Origin of the sequence: Pseudomonas sp. HS6-2 (assembly GCF_049325675.2) — a bacterium.
Taxonomy (GTDB): Bacteria; Pseudomonadota; Gammaproteobacteria; order Pseudomonadales; family Pseudomonadaceae; genus Aquipseudomonas; species Aquipseudomonas putida_N.
On sequence record NZ_CM143906.1, the window covers coordinates 2,843,112 to 2,861,705 of the forward strand.

Genomic DNA, 18,594 nt, shown 5'->3' on the forward strand with positions numbered 1-18,594 from the left:
CTCCTGGCCTTACTGCACAGTCACGTTGACAGTGCGGGTACTGCCCTGGCTGCTCGTCACGGTGGCGGTCGGTGCCGCAGTCGGGACGATCGTGGTGCTGTTGCTCACCGTCAGGCGCCAGCGGCCGGTCACCGGTACCGTGGTGGTGCCGAGGGTCTGCACACCGGTGGTGGTGGTGACCCGCACGGTGATGGTGTTGCCGGTGGTCACCGACGAGGTGCCGCTGACGTCCCAGTTGTACCGGTTGTTCGAGCGGGCCAGGACGGTGGCTGCGGTGACCGTGAAGGACTCGCCGGCTGCAGGCCGTGGCTGCACGTTGACCGTGACGGTGGCTGGCGCGGAGACCGCACCCAGGGAGTCACGCGCCTGGTAGGTGAAGGTAGTGGTGAACGCCGTCGTCACCGTGGCCGGAGGGGTGTAGCTGACCGTGGTGCCATCAGTGCTCACGGTGCCGCGACCGGCTGCTGGCTGGGTCAGGTTGACCACGTTCAGCGGCACGTTGCCTTCCGGATCGGTGTCGTTGGCCAATACATTGATGGTCAGCGGGGCGGCCAAGGTTGTCACGGTTTCCGGGTTGGCGGTCGGTGCCTGGTTGGGCGCGACGTTGACGGTCACGGTGGCCGGTTCCGACTTCAGGCCCTTGGCGTCCATCGCCCGGTAGGTGAAGGTCGCCACCACCGGCTGCGTGGCACCTGGTGGTGGGGTGTAGGTCACCGAGGTGCTGCCGTTGAGCGCCACGCCACCCAGGCCGGTACCGGGTTGAGTGAGGTCGGTAATGCTTAGTGGCACGTTGCCGTCCGGGTCGCTGTCGTTGAGCAGCAGGTTCATCGTCAGCGGCACCCCGATGCTGGTGCTGCCGACATCGGCCTGGGCCAGCGGTGGCTGGTTGGCCGCTTCGACCGGTGCGGTGCCGACCACCACCACGGGTTCGACATCGACACCGCCATGGCTCGACTTGATGGTGACGGTGGCCGGAGGCTGGGTCAGGTCATTGATGGTGAGGGTCTGCAGCGTGCCGGACTTGGACAGGCGGCCGTAGCCCTGGGCGACCATGTCCGGGATCACCACTTCATCGCTGGAGCGCGCCTCGATCGTCAGTCGTTTGTTGGCCCACTCGTAGCGCGCGGTGCTGACTTTGACCACATCGGAAAGCTTGCTCGAAATGGCGGTCGGCTGGGTGTTGATGTCGCTGCTGCTGGCGGTCACCACGACTACCGGCGGCGGCGCCAGCTGGCTCAGTTGCTGGCTGAAGAACAGCCCGTTGTTGTCCGACGTCATGCTGAACTGGCAGGGCGAGGGCGGGGTACCGACCAGCGCCAGGCCACTGCGCAAGCAGACGCTGGCGGTGTTCGGCGCCTTGGCGAATACCTCCACCCGGGTGCCACTGCCATTGCGCGAGTAGGTGGCCCGCTCCAGCGAGGCTGGCAGCTGCGGACGTTGGTCGAGCACTTTGCCGGAAACCGTGAACAGGCTGGTTTCGATGCGCCCGGGCGGGCCGTCGATGCGGATGAAATTGGTGCCGAAGGGGCTGCCCTTGATCGCTTCCGGCCGGTTGGGGTCGCCGATGAAGGTGTCGGTGGTGCCGGTCTCCGGGTTGACTGCGGTATAGGGTGCGCCGAAGCCTTGGATGAACGGGCCGATCGCACCATTGAGCGCACCGGTGAAGTTGCCCGGGGCGCCGATGCCGATGTCACGGGTGATGTTGATCGCCCGGCGACCGGGTGTGGTGACGTTGACCGTCTCCACGCCGTAGGGGTGGGTGATGGTGTAGGTACCCGCAGTGGGTACCGAGACGCGCAGACGGATGCGGGCAAAGCTCTGCTGGTCACCATCGACCGGGTTGCCACCAGCGAATGCCGCTTCTATGCCCGCCACATAGGCGTCGAGCTCATAGCCGCTGTTGCCAACGGCAGGAATACTGGTTTCCGCCAGGAACCAGAACATCTCCGATGGCCAGTTGTCAGGGAACACCAAGGGCAGGGTATCGTCGAAGACGCCCGGCTCTGGCAGCAGGGTGCACATGTAGGCCGGTGCACCGGGTGCGCCAGCGACCAGGGTGCTGACGGCGTGTGAGCGGCACAATTCCAGTGACAGGCCGTTAGTGTCCTTGTACCACAACGGGAAACCGCCGGTGGCGAAGGTATAGGGGCCCGGGTCGACATCGGACAGGGTAGCCCAGGCCGCACTGCTGAGGGTGAGGGAGAAACCGGCGGCCAACAGCGCACGGCGTTGCCAAGTGTTCATGCTACCTCCTTGAAGGCGGAGCCTTTGTCTGTTCATGGCACCAGCACCACGTCTTCGATGTCGCTGCCGCCGTTGGCACTGGAGACCTGCACCTTGGCCGGCGGAACGGGTGACAAGTTGGCGGTCAGGCTTTTCTGCGCGCCGTCGCCTGTGAAGTTGCCAATGAAGGTGCCGTTGCCGGTGCGGGCAGTCATTGCTGGCGGGCTGGTTTCGTCACTGCTGGTGGCGATCACGCTCAGGGTGGCGTTGGCCAGGCTGTATTCGGCTTTGGTGATGGTGACCAGGTCGGTGAGCGGCATGTCGGCGGTGGTCACGCTGCTGGTGGGGATCGCCACGCTGTTGTCGGCGCTGACCAGCAGGCTGGTCGGCAGTGCCGGGTTGAGCGCCGATTGGGCATACCAGGTACCGGTGCCATTGGCTTCGGTCAGTGGCAGGTTAGGGGTCTGGCTGGTCAGGGTGGCGCTGCCTGGCGGTGGCGGGGCCAGCACGAACACGTCCTGCTGGGCACGCAGGTCGCCGTTCTCGGTGTGCCGCGAATAGGTACTGCGCAATGGGATCAACGGGGTGGGCCGGACGACTTCGGAAAGCTTGCCGGAAACAGCGAACAGGTCGGTCCGCAGGTCGATGCCGTTGGGGCCTTCGATCCGCACGAAGTTGGTGTTGAACGGGCTGCCGGTGACGCGCTCGTTGAGGTTGGGGTCGCCAATGAATTTCTCGCTGCCTTCGGTGTAGGGGCCGTTGATGCTACGCAGGAACGGCCCGATATCGCCCTTCAAGGCGCCGGTATAAGTGCCAGCGGAGCCGATGCCGATGTCGCGGGTCATGTTGATCGCCCGGCGCCCGGCGGCGGGTACATCGAACACTTCGACGCCGTAGGGGTGGGTGATCACGTAGGTGCCGGCCACGGGAACGTCGACCCGGATCCGCACGCGGGCGAAGCTGATCTGGTCGTTTTCTGCCGGATCGCCACCGCCGAACGCGGCTTCGAGTGCGCTCACGTAGATCAGGTTGACCCCCCGGGCGACGTCGTTGATGGCCGCATCGGCGGTGAACCAGAAGGATTCATCTGGCCAGTTGGTCGGGAAGACCAACGGCTTGGTGTCATCGAAGATGCCGGGGGCAGGCAACAGCGTGCACATGTACGACGGTGCGCCAGGTGCGCCGGGAACGCGTGAGCTCACGGCCTTGGACAGGCACAGGTCGAGCGTGCGGCCATGGGTGTCCTGGTACCAGGCGGCGTAGTGGCCGTTTTCAGGTGTGTAGGGCCCGGTGTCGACGGCATACAGCGCTGCCTGCGCCGGGAGCTGGAACAGGCCGGCGACGATCGCCACTGCCAGCATGTTGGGTATCGGTCGGAGCATGAGTCGGTTCCTCCTGCTAACGGGCCCATGGACTTGGGGCGTCTGGGAGGGCTAGCGCAACAGCCGTGCCAATTTTTTCATAAATGGCTGGAGGGCTTGTGGGACATGGGTTTCAGAGCGGTGGATGAATTTTTGGCAGGGTTTTTGATGGGCGGTGTTCCCCAGGATTGGGGGCAACGGTGGGGCTGGGAGAGCAGGTCTTGAGAGGTGTGGCGCTCGATCTTCCAGGCGACACACCCCTAAAGGCATGCACCTCGACGCCCACCAAAATCTCCCGCACACTGCGGAAAAATTCCCAAGCCCGTAGCCCTGACCCAAGGGCCACAGCTGGAGCAAAAAATGGCGCGACAATTTCCCATAACAAACGCCCAAGACCCGCTGCAGGAATCCCGCCAGGCCCGCCTGCGCCTGGCCCACGAAGGCGAGCTGCCGCTGGGCATGCTGCGCGACGAAATCGACGCCTCCTGGCGCCGCAGCCTCGGCCATGGCCTGGATTGCCTGCAGGGCGAGCAGGTCGGCCTGGGCCTGGAACAGGGCCATGACCTGCGCGCGCTGCTGGAACGCAACCGGCTGCTGGTGGACGCGGTCACCCCCGAGCTGGACTACCTGGTCTCGCGCCAGGGCAAAGCCGGCATCATCATCCTCGGTGATGCCCAGGCCAACGTGCTGGCCATCGAAGGGCAGAAGCATGTGCTGCAACGCGAAGGCCTGCGCGACCTGCAACCCGGCAGTTGCTGGAGCGAATCGCTGCGCGGCACCAACGCCATCGGCACCGCCGTGGTCGAAGGCCGGCCGACGCTGATCAACTGCGGCGAGCACTACCTCGACCGCCTGAGCCCGTTCTCCTGTACCTCGGTGCCGCTGCGCGACCCGCGTGGCGACGTGATCGGCGTGCTCGACATCACCCGCGAAGGGGTCATGGCCCAGCCGCAGGACAGCTTGAGCATGCTGATGCTGGCGGCCGGTAATATCGAGAGCCGGCTGTTCGGCCTGTGCCACCCCGAGCAGTTGGTGCTGGCCTTCCACAGCCGCCCGCAATACCTCAACAGTGCCTGGCACGGCCTGCTGGCCCTGAGCCTGGACGGCGAGGTGCTGGCCGCCAACGACAACGCTTGCCAACTGCTCCAGGTGCCGCGCCAGGGCCTGATCGGGCGCCGCAGCAGCGACCTGCTGGGCGAGCGCTCACCGGCCTTCATCGCCCGCCTGTGGCAGGGTGGTGTGAGCAACGTGCAAACGGCCAAGGGCGAATTCTTCTTCCGGGCGCTGCAGTTGCCACGGCACAGCCCGCTCAATGGCAGCGCGGCGCAGGCCAGGCCGGCAGCGGCCAACAAGACACTCGCGCTGGATGCCCTGGCCGGCGCTGATGCGCGGCTGGCGCGCAACCTGCGCATGGCCCGCCAGGGCCTGGGCAACGGTTTGCCGGTGTTGCTGCTGGGCGAGACCGGTACCGGCAAGGAAGTCGTGGCCCGCGCCCTGCACCAGGCCAGCCCGCGGGCCGACAAGCCGTTCGTTGCGGTCAACTGCGCGGCGATTCCCGAGGGGCTGATCGAGTCTGAACTGTTCGGCTACCGCGAGGGCGCCTTCACCGGCTCGCGCCGGGGCGGCATGGTCGGGCGGCTGATGCAGGCCCATGGCGGCACGCTGTTCCTCGACGAAATCGGTGACATGCCGCTGGCCCTGCAGGCGCGGCTGTTGCGCGTGCTGCAGGAACGCCGGGTGGCGCCGCTGGGCGCGGGCGACGAGCAGGACATCGACGTGGCGCTGATCTGCGCCACCCACCGCGACCTCAAGCGCCTGGTACAGGAACAGCACTTTCGCGAAGACCTGTACTACCGGGTCAACGGCGTGTCCCTGCGCCTGCCGGCGCTGCGCGAGCGCGATGACCTGGCGAGCATCATCGAGGGCTTGCTGGACAAGTCCGGCGCCAAGGGTGTGAGCCTCGACCCGGCCCTGGCGGCGCTGCTCGAAGGCTTCGACTGGCCGGGCAACATCCGCCAGCTGGAAATGGTCGTGCGCACCGCCCTGGCCATGCGCGAGGACGGCGAGCAGGTGCTGACCCTCGACCACCTGACCGATTGCCTGCTGGAAGAACTGGCCAGCGGCGCGACGCCCTCCGGCAGTCTCAAGGACAACGAACTGGAATTGATCCGTGGCGCCCTGGCGCGCCACCAGGGCAATGTCTCGGCCGCCGCTGAAGCGCTGGGCATCAGCCGGGCGACGCTGTACCGCAAGCTCAAGCAGTTGCGCGGCTGACATGGGCAACCTGTTCGCCAGGCTGGTGGAGTCCAGCAACCCACTACTCATGCGCCAGGCCCTGACCTGGCTGTATGGTTTCGTCCGCCCCCATCGACGGGCCATCGGCGTGCTGCTGGGCTTGTCCTTCGGCGCTTCGCTGCTGGCCCTGGTACAACCCTGGCTGGTCAAGACACTGATCGACGAAGGCCTGCTGGCCAAGGATTATCAGACCCTCTGGCACATGGCAGCGATCATGATTGGCGCCGGGCTGCTGGGCACGGTGCTGGCGGGCGTCAATCGCTACCTGCATACACGCCTGTCGGGGCGCATTCTGTTCGCCCTGCGTGATGACCTGTACCGCCATCTGCAGCAACTGTCGCCGACTTTCTACGGGCGTCGGCGTACCGGCGACATCCTCTCGCGGCTGGACGGCGATGTTGCCGAGATCCAGCGTTTTGCCGTGGATTCGCTGTTCTCGGCGGTGTCGGCGGTGATTGGCCTGATAGGCGCGGTGGCGCTGATGCTGATGCTGTCCTGGCAACTGTCGCTGCTGCTGGCACTGTTGATCCCGATTGAAGTGCTGTGGCTGCGCTGGATGCGGCGCAAGGTCGAGCGCGAGGTGCGCAACCTGCGCGAGCGCTCGGCTGATGTTTCGTCGTTTCTGGTTGAGACCCTGCCGGCGATGAAGTTCATCCAGGCGTCCGGCCAGCAGAACCGCGAGGCCGGGCGCCTGGACCAGCTGGGGCAGGGCTATATGCGCCAGTTGCTCAAAGTGCAGGTGACCGAGTTCTTCACCCAGGCAATCCCCGGCACCCTGACCTCGTGGTGCCGCGCCTGCGCGTTCCTGGTCGGTGGCTGGTGGGTGATCCAGGGCACCTGGCAGCTCGGTGCGCTGATCGCGTTTTCCACCTACATGGGCATGGCGGTCGGCCCGGTGCAGAGCCTGTTGGGCCTGTACGTTGCGGTGCAACGCATGGCGGTGAGCCTGAGCCGGGTGATGGAGTTGAAGCAGGAAGCGGTGGCCGTGCGCGAGGCCGACTCGCCCAGGCCGATGCCAGAAGGGCCGGGCGAGCTGCGCCTGGAAGGCGTCAGCTTTGCCCATGACGGGCGCCAGGGCGCGGTGTTGGCGCAGGTCGATGCCTGTATTGCCGGTGGCCTGAAGGTGGCCATCAGCGGTGCTTCCGGCGTCGGCAAATCGACCCTGATCGACCTGCTGCAGCGCTTCTACGACCCGGATGCCGGGCGCATCCTGCTCGATGGCGCCGACCTGCGCGAACTTGACCTGGCCGCCGTGCGCCAGCGCATCGCCGTGGTCAGCCAGGACATCGTGCTGTTCCGCGGCACCCTGGCGCAAAACCTGGCGTATGGCGCGCCGCAGGCCAGCCGTGCGGAGCTGGAGCGGGTGGTGCAACTGGCCCATCTCGACAGCCTGGTCGAAAGCTTGCCGCTGGGTTTGGACGGGCTGCTCGGCGAGCGCGGCCAGCAGCTTTCCGGCGGGCAGAAACAGCGGATCGCCATTGCCCGGGCGGTGCTGCAGGCGCCTTCGATCCTGGTGCTCGACGAGGCCACTTCGGCAGTGGACGAAGCCACCGAGCGCGAAGTGATTGCCGCCATCGACGAACTGTTCGCCGGGCGCACGCGCATCCTCATCAGCCACCGCGCCTCGACCCTGGCCGATGCCAACCTGCACCTGCACCTGCAGGGCGGGCAACTGCGCGTATTGCCCCAGGAGGTGATCAGGCATGGCCGCTGAATTCAGGGTCGGAGTGATCGACAGTGGTTGTGCGTCAGCGCAGACCTTGGTCGCTGCCCGGCGCTTCTGGCTGCACGGGGAGGTGCTGTGCGAGGGCGAGTTGCAACCGGACCGGCTCGGCCATGGCAGCGCCGTGCTGGCCAGCTTGCAAGCCGAGGCCGGCGAATTACCGCTGCTACTGGCCCAGGTATTCACCGAGCAAGGTAGCACCAGTGCTCTGCAGGTCGCTGCCGGGTTGTTCTGGCTGGCGGAGCAGGGCGTGACGCTGATCAATCTCAGCCTTGGCTTGCAGCAGGACCGGCCGGTGCTGCGCCAGGCCTGTGCTGAAGTGCAGCAGGCCGGCGTGCTGCTGTGCGCGTCCAGCCCGGCGCAGGGCAGTGCGGTATACCCGGCTGCGTATCCGGGAGTTATCCGCATCACCGGCGATGCCCGTTGCGCGCCAGGGCAGTGGTCGTGGCTCGGCAGTGCCCAGGCTGACTTTGGTGGCCATGTGGGGGAGCGCGGGCGGGCCGGTGCGAGTCTGGGCTGTGCGGCGGTGAGCGGGCGGATTGCGGCGTTGTTGCAGCAACGGCCCGGCCTGGACCGCCAGCAGGTATTTGCCTGGTTGCAGGCCCATGCCGCGTTCAGCGGCCCGGAGCGACGAGGTGCAGCGGATGCCTGAACCACACATTCTGGTGTTGGGCGCCGGACCGGCTGGCGCCGCTACCGCACTTGGCCTGCGGCGGCTGGGCTACCCGGTGACGGTGGTCTCCGACTGGCGGCGTTTTGCCGCCGTGGAAGGGGTTTCGCAACGGGTGCTGGAAGGGCTGCGTCATGCTGGCCTGGGCGGCGCCCTGGCCGAGGCAGCGGTACCGGCTGCACGCCAGGTACGCTGGAATGGCCAGCATCTGCAGCTCAATCAGGAGTTTCTGCTCGATCGCCAGCGTTTCGACCGCGCCTTGCGCGATGACCTGGGGCGGGCAGGGGCAACCTTGCTGGAAGGGCGCGTTCGCGAAGTTTCGCGTGCCGAGGGCTACCAGGTCCGGCTGGACGACGGGCAGGTGCTGCAGGGCGATTTTCTGGTCGAAGCGCGCGGGCGCCAGGCGCCGTTGGCGGCCGACCGTTTGCGTGGGCCGGAGACGGTCAGCCTGCTCAACCTCTGGCAGGCTGAGCCAGGCACACCTGCGTCGGCCGTGGAAAGCCTGGACGATGGCTGGGCCTGGATGGCCAGACTGGCCGATGGGCGTTGCTACTGGCAGATTACGCTGGACGCCCAGGGGCTGCCGGGCAAGGCGGCGCTGCCAGAATATTGCGCCGCACGCCGACGGATGTCGGCGCTGGTGGCTGAGTTGTTCGGTGCGCGAGCGCTGGAACCTGCACAGGTGCACGCCCGCAGCAGCACGGCGATTCTCGCCGGCGACTGCGTGGGGGATGACTGGGTACGGGTGGGCGATGCGGCGATGGCGGTTGACCCACTGTCGGGGAATGGGATTTTCCAGTCGCTGTCATCGGCGTTGCAGGCGCCGGTGGTGATCAACACCTTGTTCCGTCGGCCCGAGCGCGCGGCACTGGCGAAGCAGTTTCATCAGCAGCGGATCGAGCAGCTGTTTTTGCGCTTTGCCCGCATCGGGCGGGATTTCTATGGGCAGGAGCTTGAGCGCGCAGGGCAGCCATTCTGGGAACGCCGTCGAGGCTGGCCGGATGCGCAGCCGTTGCACTTGGCGGCGGACTGGGCGGCGGTGCGGGTGGCGCGGCGGCCGGTGTTGGGGGATGGGTGGGTGGACGAAGCGGAGGTGGTGGTGACGGCGGATCAGCCGTTGGGGGTGTGGCATTTGCAGGGGATTGAGTTGGCGCCGGTAGTCCGTGAGTTGCTGGCTGGTCGATCACCCTTGGCGGCCATGAGCAGCCTGCCAGCAGAGCATCAGAGGATGTTGATGCGCTGGCTGGCAGACCAGGGTGCAGCTCAGAGCTTGATCAGCACTGACTTCAACTCGGTGTAGTGTTCGATGGCCGCAGCGCCCATCTCACGGCCGACACCGGACATCTTGTAGCCGCCGAACGGCAGCGCCGGGTCCAGCGCGCTGTGGCAGTTGACCCACACCGACCCTGACTTGATCCGCGGAATCATCCGGTGCACTGCGCCCAGGTCGTTGGACCAGATGCTCGCACCCAGGCCATAGGGGTTGTCGTTGGCCATGCCGATCACTTCGTCGATGTCGTCGAATGGCATTGCCACCAGCACCGGCCCGAAGATCTCCTCCTGCACCAGGCGATGGCGCTGGTCGACGTCGACAATCACCGTCGGCTTGACGAAGTAACCCGGGCCGAACCCTTCACCGCCACAGGCGATGGTCGCGCCCAGCTCGCGACCCAGTTCGATGTAGCCGGTCACGCGGTCCTGCTGCTTGGCCGAGATCAATGGGCCCATCTGCACCGCCGGGTCCAGGCCGCTGCCGAGCTTCATGCCGTTGGCGATGCCGGCGATGTCGGCCACCACGTTGTCGAAGTGCTTGCGGTGCACATACAGGCGCGAGCCTGCGCAGCACACCTGGCCCTGGTTGAAGAAGATCGCCGTGGCGGCGCCGGCGGCGGCTTCCTGCAGGTTGGCGTCGGGCATGACGATGGTCGGCGACTTGCCACCGAGTTCCAGGGTGACGCGGGTCATGTTGTCCATGGCCGCCTTGCCGATCAGCTTGCCCACTTCGGTGGAGCCGGTGAAGGTCAGCTTGTCTACGCCCGGGTGGCGGCTCAGCGCGGCACCGGCGTTCAGGCCGGTGCCGGTGATCACGTTGAATACCCCGGCCGGGTAGCCTGCCTCGTCCACCAGCTCGGCCAGCTTGAGCGCGGTCAGCGGGGTTTCGTCGGCCGGCTTGAGCACCACGGTGCAGCCGGTGGCCAGGGCCGGGCCGAGCTTCCAGCAAGCCAGCAGCAGCGGGAAGTTCCAGGCGACGATGGCGCCGACCACACCCACGGCTTCGCGGCGCACGAAGCCATGGAACTGGTCGTTGGGCATCAACGGCATGGACGCGTCGACGGTGCTACCCTCGATCTTGGTAGCCCAGCCGGCCATGTAGCGCAGGAAATCGATGGCCAGCTGCACGTCCATGACCTTGGCCACGGCGGCGCTCTTGCCGTTGTTCAGGCATTCCAGCTCGGCCAGCTGCTGCGCGTCGCGCTCCATCAGGTCGGCCAGGCGCCACAGCAGGTTCTGCCGCTCGCGGGGGCGCACACGGCTCCACGGCGAGTCGTCGAAGGCTTGGCGCGCGGCGCGCACAGCGCGGTCGACGTCTTCCTGCTCGGCGGCGGGCACTTCACCCAGGACTTCACCGGTGGCCGGGTTACGGAACGACAGGGTGCGGCCACTGGCGGCGTCCTGCCAGTCGGCACCGATGCGCATCTTCAGCTTGCGTTCGAGGAAGGCGCGGGTGGCGGGCAGGATGGGCAGGTCGGAAAGCATGGGGCTGTGCCTCTTGTCATTGGATGTGACCGGTATAAGCGCAATGGCCGTGCCAAGGTCGGCCGATGGCCGCAAGGTGCTGAACTGCCTGGGTTTTGCCGTTGTGCAAGGTTGGGATTGCAGGGCTGCGCTGTTGCACATTGAGACGGTTTGAGACGGTGATGAAACACCGCCGCTCCCACTGGCTCGGTCACTGTAGGAGCGGGCTTGTCCCGCGAATGGGCTGCGCAGAAGGCCCTGTCTCACGATGAAACACCTTGTCGCGAAATGGCACGCTCCGACCACTTGGCCAGCAGGGCCACATAGCTGGGTGGAGGCGCTAAAAGCCTGAAATACAACGCCTTTGCAGCACTTGGCACAGTTTCTGTATCACAACCGTCACATGCACACCTGCTGTACCAAAGCGTGTGAAAACGATAAGAACAACAACCGTGGAGGTCTGACCTTGAAGACGACTCGACTCCGGCGGCATGCGGGCAAACTGGCGCTGGTCGCCGCCGCACTGCTGGGCACCCAGGCCATGGCGGCCGAGCAGGGCCCGAGCCTGTTGCAGAACAAGTGCATGGGGTGCCATATCCCCGAGGGCAACGATACCTACAGCCGCATCAGCCACCAGCGCAAGACCCCGGAAGGCTGGCTGATGAGCATCGCCCGCATGCAGGTCATGCATGGCCTGCAGATCAGCGACGACGATCGTCGCAGCCTGGTCAAGTACCTGGCCGACAAACAAGGCCTTGCGCCAAGCGAGACCGATGGCGTGCGCTACGCCATGGAACGCCGGCTCAACACCGTCGAACACTTCGATACCCAGCTCAGCGAAACCTGTGGCCGCTGCCACTCCGGTGCCCGTGTCGCTCTGCAGCGGCGCCCGGCGCAGGAATGGGAACACCTGATCAACTTCCACCTCGGCCAGTGGCCGTCCCTCGAATACCAGGCGCAGGCGCGTGACCGCGACTGGCTGGAAATCGCCCTCAAGCAAGTGGTACCGGACCTGGCCAAGCGCTTCCCGCTGGACAGCCCGGCCTGGGCCGCCTGGCAGAAAGCCAAGCCGACCGCCGATGCGCTGCCAGGGCAGTGGGCGTTCAGCGGCCACATGCTGGCCAAGGGCGATGTGCGTGGGGTGATGACGGTGGTTGCCGACCAGGGCGACACCTTCAAGGTCGAGGTAAAAGGCAACTACGCCGACGGCACGCCGTTCAACGGCAGTGGTTCGGCGATGCTCTACAACGGCTACGAATGGCGCGGCAACGTCAAGGTCGGCGACAGCAACCTGCGCCAGGTGTTTGCTGCGCTGGACGGCGAAATGAAAGGCCGCATGTTCGAGGCCGATCACGATGAGCGCGGCCTGGACTTCACGGCTGCACAAGAAGGCAAGGCCCGCCTGCTGGCGGTGCAGCCAGCGTTCATCAAGGCTGGTGGTGAGAGTGAGATCACCTTGGTCGGCACCGGCCTGGCCGGCAAGCCTGACCTGGGGGCTGGGGTGGAGGTGACCGAGGTGCTGGAACAGACCCCGACCCTGGTGCGCGTGAAGGCCCGCGCTGCGGCCGACGCCAAGCCTGGCCGGCGCGAAGTGGCGGTGGGGGAACTCAAGGGCGTCGACCTGGCGGTCTACGACAAGGTCGAGGAAGTGAAGGTGGTGCCGGCGTTCTCCATCGCCCGTATCGGCGAGAACGGTGCTTCGGTGCCCAAGGTCCAGGGCCGTTTCGAAGCCGAAGCCTGGGGCAAGGACGCCAGTGGCCAGCCGCTGCGTATCGGCTACCTGCCGGCCACTTGGGCGGTCGAACCGTTCAACGAGCGCGCCGCCGAGGACGAGGATGTCAAGTTCGCCGGGCAGATGCAGGCCGACGGCGTGTTCGTGCCAGGCGGCGCAGGCCCTAACCCGGCGCGCAAGATGGGCACCAACAACGCCGGTAACCTGAAGGTCATCGCCACACTTGCCGATGGCGGCCAGAAGGGCGAAGGCCACATGATCGTCGCGGTGCAACGCTGGAACAACCCGCCGCTGCCGTAAGGGCAGGGCAAGACGGTTTTTCCAACGGATCGATTATCGGGAGGTCGCCATGGGCGCGCTACTGAACCTGGTCGAACGCAACCTGCACGAAGTGCAGGTCGATGCCGACCGCATGCTGTTCCATATCCCCAGCAGTTCGCTGTTCACCGCCGACGCGGTGACCGGCGGCATCATCGACACCCTGCGCCAGCAAGGCTGCTCGGCCGAGGAGCTGATGCAGCGCCTTGGCCAGCAATTTGCCGGTGATGATATCCAGGACACCCTGCGCGAGCTGATCGCGCTGGAGCTGGTCAGTGACGGCTCGCCGCTGACCCCGGAAATCGCCTTCAAGCAGGTCGAGCGCACGGCGCTGAACACCGTGGTGCTCAACGTCAACACCGGCTGCAACCTCAGCTGCACCTACTGCTACAAGGAAGATCTGGACAAACCGTCCGCCGGCAAGAAGATGAGCACCGCCACCGCCGAAGCCTCGGTGGAGATGCTGCTCAAGGAATCGCCCAACGAGGAACGCTACAGCGTGGTGTTCTTCGGCGGCGAGCCGCTGTCCAACCGGCCGCTGATCGAGCACATGGTCGCCTACTGCGAGCGGCGCTTTGCCGAAGCCGGCAAGCAGGTGGAATTCATCATGACCACCAACGCGACCCTGCTCACCGAAGAGATCATCGACTGGCTCAACGCCCACCGCTTCGGCCTGTCGATCAGCATCGATGGCCCGAAGACCGTGCACGACCGCAACCGTATCACCGTGGGCGGGCAGGGCACCTATGACGTGGTGCGACGCAAGGCCGACCTGCTGCTGTCGCGCTACACCAGCCGCCCGGTGGGCGCGCGGGTGACGCTGACCCGTGGCATCACCGACGTCGAGACCATCTGGAACCACCTGTTCAACGAAATGGGCTTCGCCGAAGTCGGCTTTGCCCCGGTCACCTCCGGCGACATGGCCGATTTCAACCTCACCGGTGAAGAGTTGGTGCAGGTGTTCGCCAACATGAAGGCGTTGGGCCGCCAATACCTGGAGGCGGCGCTGGAGCATCGGAATATCGGTTTTTCCAACCTGCACCAGTTGATCACCGACATCCATGAAGGCCACAAGAAGGCCCTGCCGTGTGGTGCCGGGCTGAAGATGCTGGCCGTGGACCACGAGGGCGAGCTGAACCTGTGCCACCGCTTTACCGGCTCCAGCCTGCCGACCTTCGGCAACGTGCACCAGGGCGTGAAGCAGGCGCAGCTCAACGACTTCCTGTCGCAGCGCCTGGACCGCAGCAACACCGGCTGCGAGAGCTGCCGCATCCGCAACCTGTGCTCTGGCGGCTGCTACCACGAGAGCTACGCCCGCTACGGCGACCCGCAGCACCCGACCTACCACTACTGCGAGTTGATGCGCGATTGGGTCGACTTCGGCATCGAGGTCTACAGCCGCATCATGGCCGCCAACCCGGCCTTCATCGACCGTTACATCACCCCGCGGAAGGCGCACTGACATGAAGCACTTGAAGCCCCTGAACAACAAGGCGCGCATCCTCGAGCAGGCCGCCGCCGAAGACCGCGTCGAAGAAGTCATGGCCATGAGCGCGGTGGCCGGCTGTACCGCCACCACCGACCCGGGTTGGGAAGTGGACGCCTTTGGCGGCGTCAGCTCGCTGTGCCAGCCGATGGAGGCCGACCTGTACGGTTGTTCCGACCCTTGCTGGTGGCCGGCCCAGGTGCCGGACATGATGAGCACCTACCAGGACTGGAACGCCCAGGCGAACAACTCCCAGGAAGACTGGCGCAACCTCGGCACCGTGTTCCCGAAAGACAAGTGACCGGCCCAACAAGAATGACAAGGGGAAACCGCATGAAAGCTGGACGCTGCGCGCAACTCGCGCTGACCATCGCCGCCACGGCCTGCGCCTGGGCGGTACAGGCCGATGATGCCGGGCCGGCCCTCAAGGCTGGCCAGGAATACCTGATCACCACCAACTACCCGAACAACCTGCACGTCATCGACGTGGCCAGCGACACGCTGTACAAAAGCTGCCAGATGCCCGACAAGTTCGGCCCTGGTACCGCGATGATGGCGCCGGACAACCGCACCGCCTATGTGCTCAACAATCACTATGCCGACATCTACGGCATCGATCTGGACACCTGCAAGACCACCTTCCACGCCAACCTGTCCAGCGTGCCGGGGGAAGTCGGCAAGTCGATGTACTCGTTCGCCCTGAGCCCCGATGGCAAAGAGGTGTACGCCACGGTCAACCCGACCCAGCGCCTGAATGACCACTACGTGGTCAAGCCGCCGCGCCTGGAGGTGTTCAGCACCGCTGCCGGCCTGGAGGCCAAGCCGGTGCGTACCTTCCCGATGCCGCGCCAGGTCTACCTGATGCGCGCCGCTGACGATGGCAGCCTGTTCGTCGCCGGGCCGGACATCTACAAGATGGACGTCAAGACTGGCAAGTACACGGTGGCCTTGCCGCTGCGCAACTGGCACCGCAAAGGCTATAGCGCCCCGGATGTGTTGTACTTCTGGCCGCACCAGAGCCCGCGCCATGAGTTCTCGATGCTCTACACCATTGCCAAGTTCAAGGATGCCAAGCAGGACCTGAACGAGGCCGAGCTGCTGTACGGCTACCTGAGCGTCGACCTCAAGACCGGCAAGACCCACACCCAGGAATTTGCCGACCTGACCGAGCTGTACTTTACCGGCCTGCGTTCGCCGAAGGATCCGAACCAGATCTACGGCGTGCTCAACCGCCTGGCCAAGTACGACATCAAGCAGCGCAAGCTGATCAAGGCGGCTAATCTGGAGCACACCTATTACTGCGTGACCTTCGACAAGAAGGGCGACAAGTTGTACCTGGGCGGCACCTTCAACGACCTGGCGGTGTTCGACCCCGAGACCCTGGAGAAGGTGAAGAACATCAAGTTGCCGGGCGGTGACATGTCCACCACCACGCCGCAGGTGTTCATCCGCTAGATCGGTGTTGGCCTCTTCGCGGGACAAGCCCGCTCCTACAGGGGGTAGTCGATCTCCTGTAGGAGCGGGCTTGTCCCGCGAAGAGGACAGTCCAGACAACACAAAAACAACAAGAGAGCGCCCATGCCCCAGCCAAGTTACTCCCAGGGCAATCAGGACAAATCCCTGCTCAGCCAGTGCATCGGCGACGCCTTCGACTCCACAGTCGCCCGTTTCCCCGACCGCGAAGCGCTGGTGGTCCGCCACCAGGCCCAGCGCTACACCTGGCAGCAACTGGCCGAAGCTGTCAACCAGCACGCCCGCGCCCTCATGGCCCTGGGCGTGCAACCCGGCGACCGCTTGGGGATCTGGGCACCCAACTGCGCTGAATGGTGCATCACCCAGTTCGCCAGCGCCAAGGTCGGTGCGATCCTGGTCAACATCAACCCGGCCTATCGCTCCAGCGAGCTGGACTACGCCCTCGGCCAGTCCGGTTGCCGCTGGGTGATCTGCGCCGACGCCTTCAAGACCTCCGATTACCACGCCATGCTGCTGGGTCTGATCCCGGGGCTGGCAGCCGGCCAGCCCGGCGCCCTGGTCTGCGAGCGCTTCCCCGAACTGCGCGGGGTCGTCAGCCTGGCCGCTGCTCCGCCACCTGGCTTCCTTGCCTGGCACGACCTGCAGGCCCGTGCCGAGTCCGTCAGCCGTGAAGCCTTGGCCGAGCGCCAAGCGCAACTGCGCTGCGACGACCCGATCAACATTCAGTACACCTCAGGCACCACCGGCTTTCCCAAGGGTGCCACGCTCAGCCACAGCAACATCCTCAACAACGGCTACATGGTCGGCGAAAGCCTTGGCCTGACCGAACACGATCGGCTGGTCGTACCGGTGCCGTTGTACCACTGCTTCGGCATGGTCATGGCCAACCTCGGTTGCATGACCCACGGCAGCACGCTGATCTACCCCAATGATGCTTTCGACCCATTGGCGACCCTACGCGCCGTGGCCGAGGAAAAGGCCACGGCACTGTATGGCGTGCCGACCATGTTCATCGCCGAACTGGACCACCCGCAGCGTGGCGACTTCGACCTGTCGAGCCTGCGCACGGGGATCATGGCCGGTGCTACCTGCCCCATCGAAGTGATGCGCCGGGTGATCGGGGAGATGCACATGGCCGAGGTGCAGATTGCATACGGCATGACCGAGACCAGCCCAGTGTCGCTGCAGACCGGCCCCGACGATGACCTGGAGCGCCGGGTGACCAGCGTCGGCCGCACCCAGCCACGGCTGGAGAGCAAGGTGATCGACGCCGACGGAGCCACCGTGCCCCGTGGCGAGATCGGCGAGCTGTGTACCCGTGGTTATAGTGTGATGTTGGGTTACTGGAACAACCCCAAGGCCACTGCCGAAAGCATCGATGAAGAGGGCTGGATGCGCACCGGCGACCTGGCGGTGATGGACGAGCAGGGCTATGTGCGTATTGTCGGGCGCAGCAAGGACATGATCATTCGCGGCGGCGAGAACATCTACCCGCGGGAGCTGGAAGAGTTCTTCTTCACCCACCCGGCGGTGGCCGATGTGCAGGTGATCGGCGTGCCGTGCAGCAAGTATGGCGAAGAGATCGTCGCCTGGGTGCGTTTGCATCCGGGGCATACCGCCAGCGCGGATGAACTGCGCGAATGGGCGAAGGCGCGGATCGCGCACTTCAAGGTGCCCCGGTATTTCCGCTTCGTCGATGAGTTCCCGATGACGGTGACCGGCAAGGTGCAGAAATTCAGGATGCGTGAGATTACTCTTGAGTCGCTGCCAGAGCGCTAGGGACTTTCCGATCAAGTCAGCACAGGCCATCTGACCTGTGCTGGAATAGCCCTCCGTCACACGGCGCAACTGACCACGCTGTTTGCCCTGTCGAATCTGTGGATGGTGCGCCGACAATTATTGCCTGGAGCGGGAGAGGTGCGCCCGTGAGGGCAGGAAACCAAGGCTGTGCCTTGGTTATCCAAGAGTCAGCGGCTGAAAATCGGGTTTTTCGGCCTCTCCAAACCGTCCATTTATTTTTCAGTAGACGACTGAAACCATGCGGGGTTGATTGGCGTCATCCGTTGCGGCGCGCTCACATTTCATGACCCGTATGCCCCGCGTGATGACTTCCTCGTCAGCTTTTACGTGATAGATGTCGGACAGCGGGCATATGGCAGTGGTGGTGTTCTGGACGATCACCCTTATCTGGAAAGTACCCGTAGCGTGGCCCGTAGATTGAATAGGCGCGAAGATCAGAAGCTCATTGCCGTTTACCTGGCTTTCAAGGCTGTTGCTGAAAGTGATGAGGTTTGCCGACTTTGCATTCTCGATTTTGTAATGTGTATAGGCCAGGGGTGGTTGGAGGGCGGGGAGCTTTTCATTCAGGGTGGTTTTGTCGAGGTCAATCGGGTATCCGTTGCTACCCTCGCCATCGCTGTACAAAGTCAGCAGCGGCTTTTTCACATTGTCTTTGGTGCTCATGGCGGCTCTCCGAATGTCGAGGCGGTTCAACGGTGTCGAGTCTGACCCAACGGGTGTTTATTGCTTTCTCAATAGGGAGCCTAACCAGTCGTTTTTGAGGTGTCACCTGGCATT

General features: G+C 65.1%; 13 protein-coding genes. 9 read left to right on the plus strand and 4 right to left on the minus strand.

Translation table 11 applies throughout. From position 1 onward, the window contains the following. Positions 1 to 9: 9 nt before the first annotated feature. The gene (locus ACOKS3_RS13295; protein WP_422763175.1) at positions 10 to 2,244 is read right to left on the minus strand and encodes an Ig-like domain-containing protein; all 2,235 of its coding nucleotides are present in this window, start codon (positions 2,242 to 2,244) and stop codon (positions 10 to 12) included. A gap of 32 nt (positions 2,245 to 2,276) precedes the next feature. Further along, on the minus strand, positions 2,277 to 3,605 hold the full coding sequence (locus ACOKS3_RS13300) for a hypothetical protein (RefSeq protein WP_422763176.1): 1,329 nt from the start codon (positions 3,603 to 3,605) through the stop codon (positions 2,277 to 2,279). 339 nt (positions 3,606 to 3,944) lie between these two features. Between ACOKS3_RS13300 and ACOKS3_RS13305 the strand changes: the two genes are divergently transcribed. From ACOKS3_RS13305 to qhpG, 4 genes are read left to right on the plus strand one after another with little or no spacing between them, the layout of a single operon-like run. Next, positions 3,945 to 5,858, plus strand: a complete 1,914-nt coding sequence (locus tag ACOKS3_RS13305; protein WP_422763177.1) for a sigma-54-dependent Fis family transcriptional regulator — start codon at positions 3,945 to 3,947, stop codon at positions 5,856 to 5,858. A 1-nt stretch (position 5,859) separates the two neighbouring features. Beyond that, entirely contained in the window at positions 5,860 to 7,593 is a 1,734-nt protein-coding gene (locus ACOKS3_RS13310) for an ABC transporter ATP-binding protein (RefSeq protein WP_422763178.1), read from the plus strand. Then, positions 7,583 to 8,254, plus strand: coding sequence for a subtilisin-like serine protease QhpE (gene qhpE, locus ACOKS3_RS13315; protein ID WP_422763179.1), 672 nt, complete (start codon positions 7,583 to 7,585; stop codon positions 8,252 to 8,254). The genes ACOKS3_RS13310 and qhpE overlap by 11 nt, the downstream gene beginning before the upstream one ends. Then, positions 8,247 to 9,572 carry a flavin-dependent monooxygenase QhpG gene (gene qhpG / locus ACOKS3_RS13320; RefSeq protein ID WP_422763180.1) on the plus strand — a complete coding sequence of 442 codons (1,326 nt, stop codon included), beginning with the start codon at positions 8,247 to 8,249 and terminating at the stop codon, positions 9,570 to 9,572. The genes qhpE and qhpG overlap by 8 nt, the downstream gene beginning before the upstream one ends. Here qhpG and ACOKS3_RS13325 read toward each other — a convergent pair. Further along, positions 9,536 to 11,029 carry an aldehyde dehydrogenase family protein gene (locus tag ACOKS3_RS13325; protein ID WP_422763181.1) on the minus strand — a complete coding sequence of 498 codons (1,494 nt, stop codon included), beginning with the start codon at positions 11,027 to 11,029 and terminating at the stop codon, positions 9,536 to 9,538. The genes qhpG and ACOKS3_RS13325 overlap by 37 nt on opposite strands. Positions 11,030 to 11,474: 445 nt before the next feature. On the opposite strand from ACOKS3_RS13325, the gene peaA reads away from it, so the two are divergent. From peaA to ACOKS3_RS13350, 5 genes are all read left to right on the plus strand, one after another. After that, positions 11,475 to 13,040: a quinohemoprotein amine dehydrogenase subunit alpha gene (peaA, locus tag ACOKS3_RS13330; RefSeq protein ID WP_103447145.1), complete on the plus strand. Its 1,566-nt coding sequence runs from the start codon at positions 11,475 to 11,477 to the stop codon at positions 13,038 to 13,040. A gap of 49 nt (positions 13,041 to 13,089) precedes the next feature. Continuing rightward, on the plus strand, positions 13,090 to 14,520 hold the full coding sequence (peaB, locus tag ACOKS3_RS13335) for a quinohemoprotein amine dehydrogenase maturation protein (protein ID WP_103447146.1): 1,431 nt from the start codon (positions 13,090 to 13,092) through the stop codon (positions 14,518 to 14,520). 1 nt (position 14,521) lies between these two features. Further along, positions 14,522 to 14,845, plus strand: a complete 324-nt coding sequence (gene qhpC, locus ACOKS3_RS13340) for a quinohemoprotein amine dehydrogenase subunit gamma (protein ID WP_027916687.1) — start codon at positions 14,522 to 14,524, stop codon at positions 14,843 to 14,845. A 32-nt stretch (positions 14,846 to 14,877) separates the two neighbouring features. Continuing rightward, positions 14,878 to 15,999, plus strand: a complete 1,122-nt coding sequence (peaD, locus tag ACOKS3_RS13345; protein ID WP_103447147.1) for a quinohemoprotein amine dehydrogenase subunit beta — start codon at positions 14,878 to 14,880, stop codon at positions 15,997 to 15,999. Positions 16,000 to 16,122: 123 nt separating this feature from the next. Beyond that, the gene (locus ACOKS3_RS13350; RefSeq protein WP_422763182.1) at positions 16,123 to 17,796 is read left to right on the plus strand and encodes a fatty acid CoA ligase family protein; all 1,674 of its coding nucleotides are present in this window, start codon (positions 16,123 to 16,125) and stop codon (positions 17,794 to 17,796) included. A 240-nt stretch (positions 17,797 to 18,036) separates the two neighbouring features. Here the strand turns inward: ACOKS3_RS13350 and ACOKS3_RS13355 are convergent, their stop codons facing one another. Next, positions 18,037 to 18,480: a hypothetical protein gene (locus ACOKS3_RS13355; protein ID WP_103447149.1), complete on the minus strand. Its 444-nt coding sequence runs from the start codon at positions 18,478 to 18,480 to the stop codon at positions 18,037 to 18,039. Positions 18,481 to 18,594: the final 114 nt, after the last annotated feature.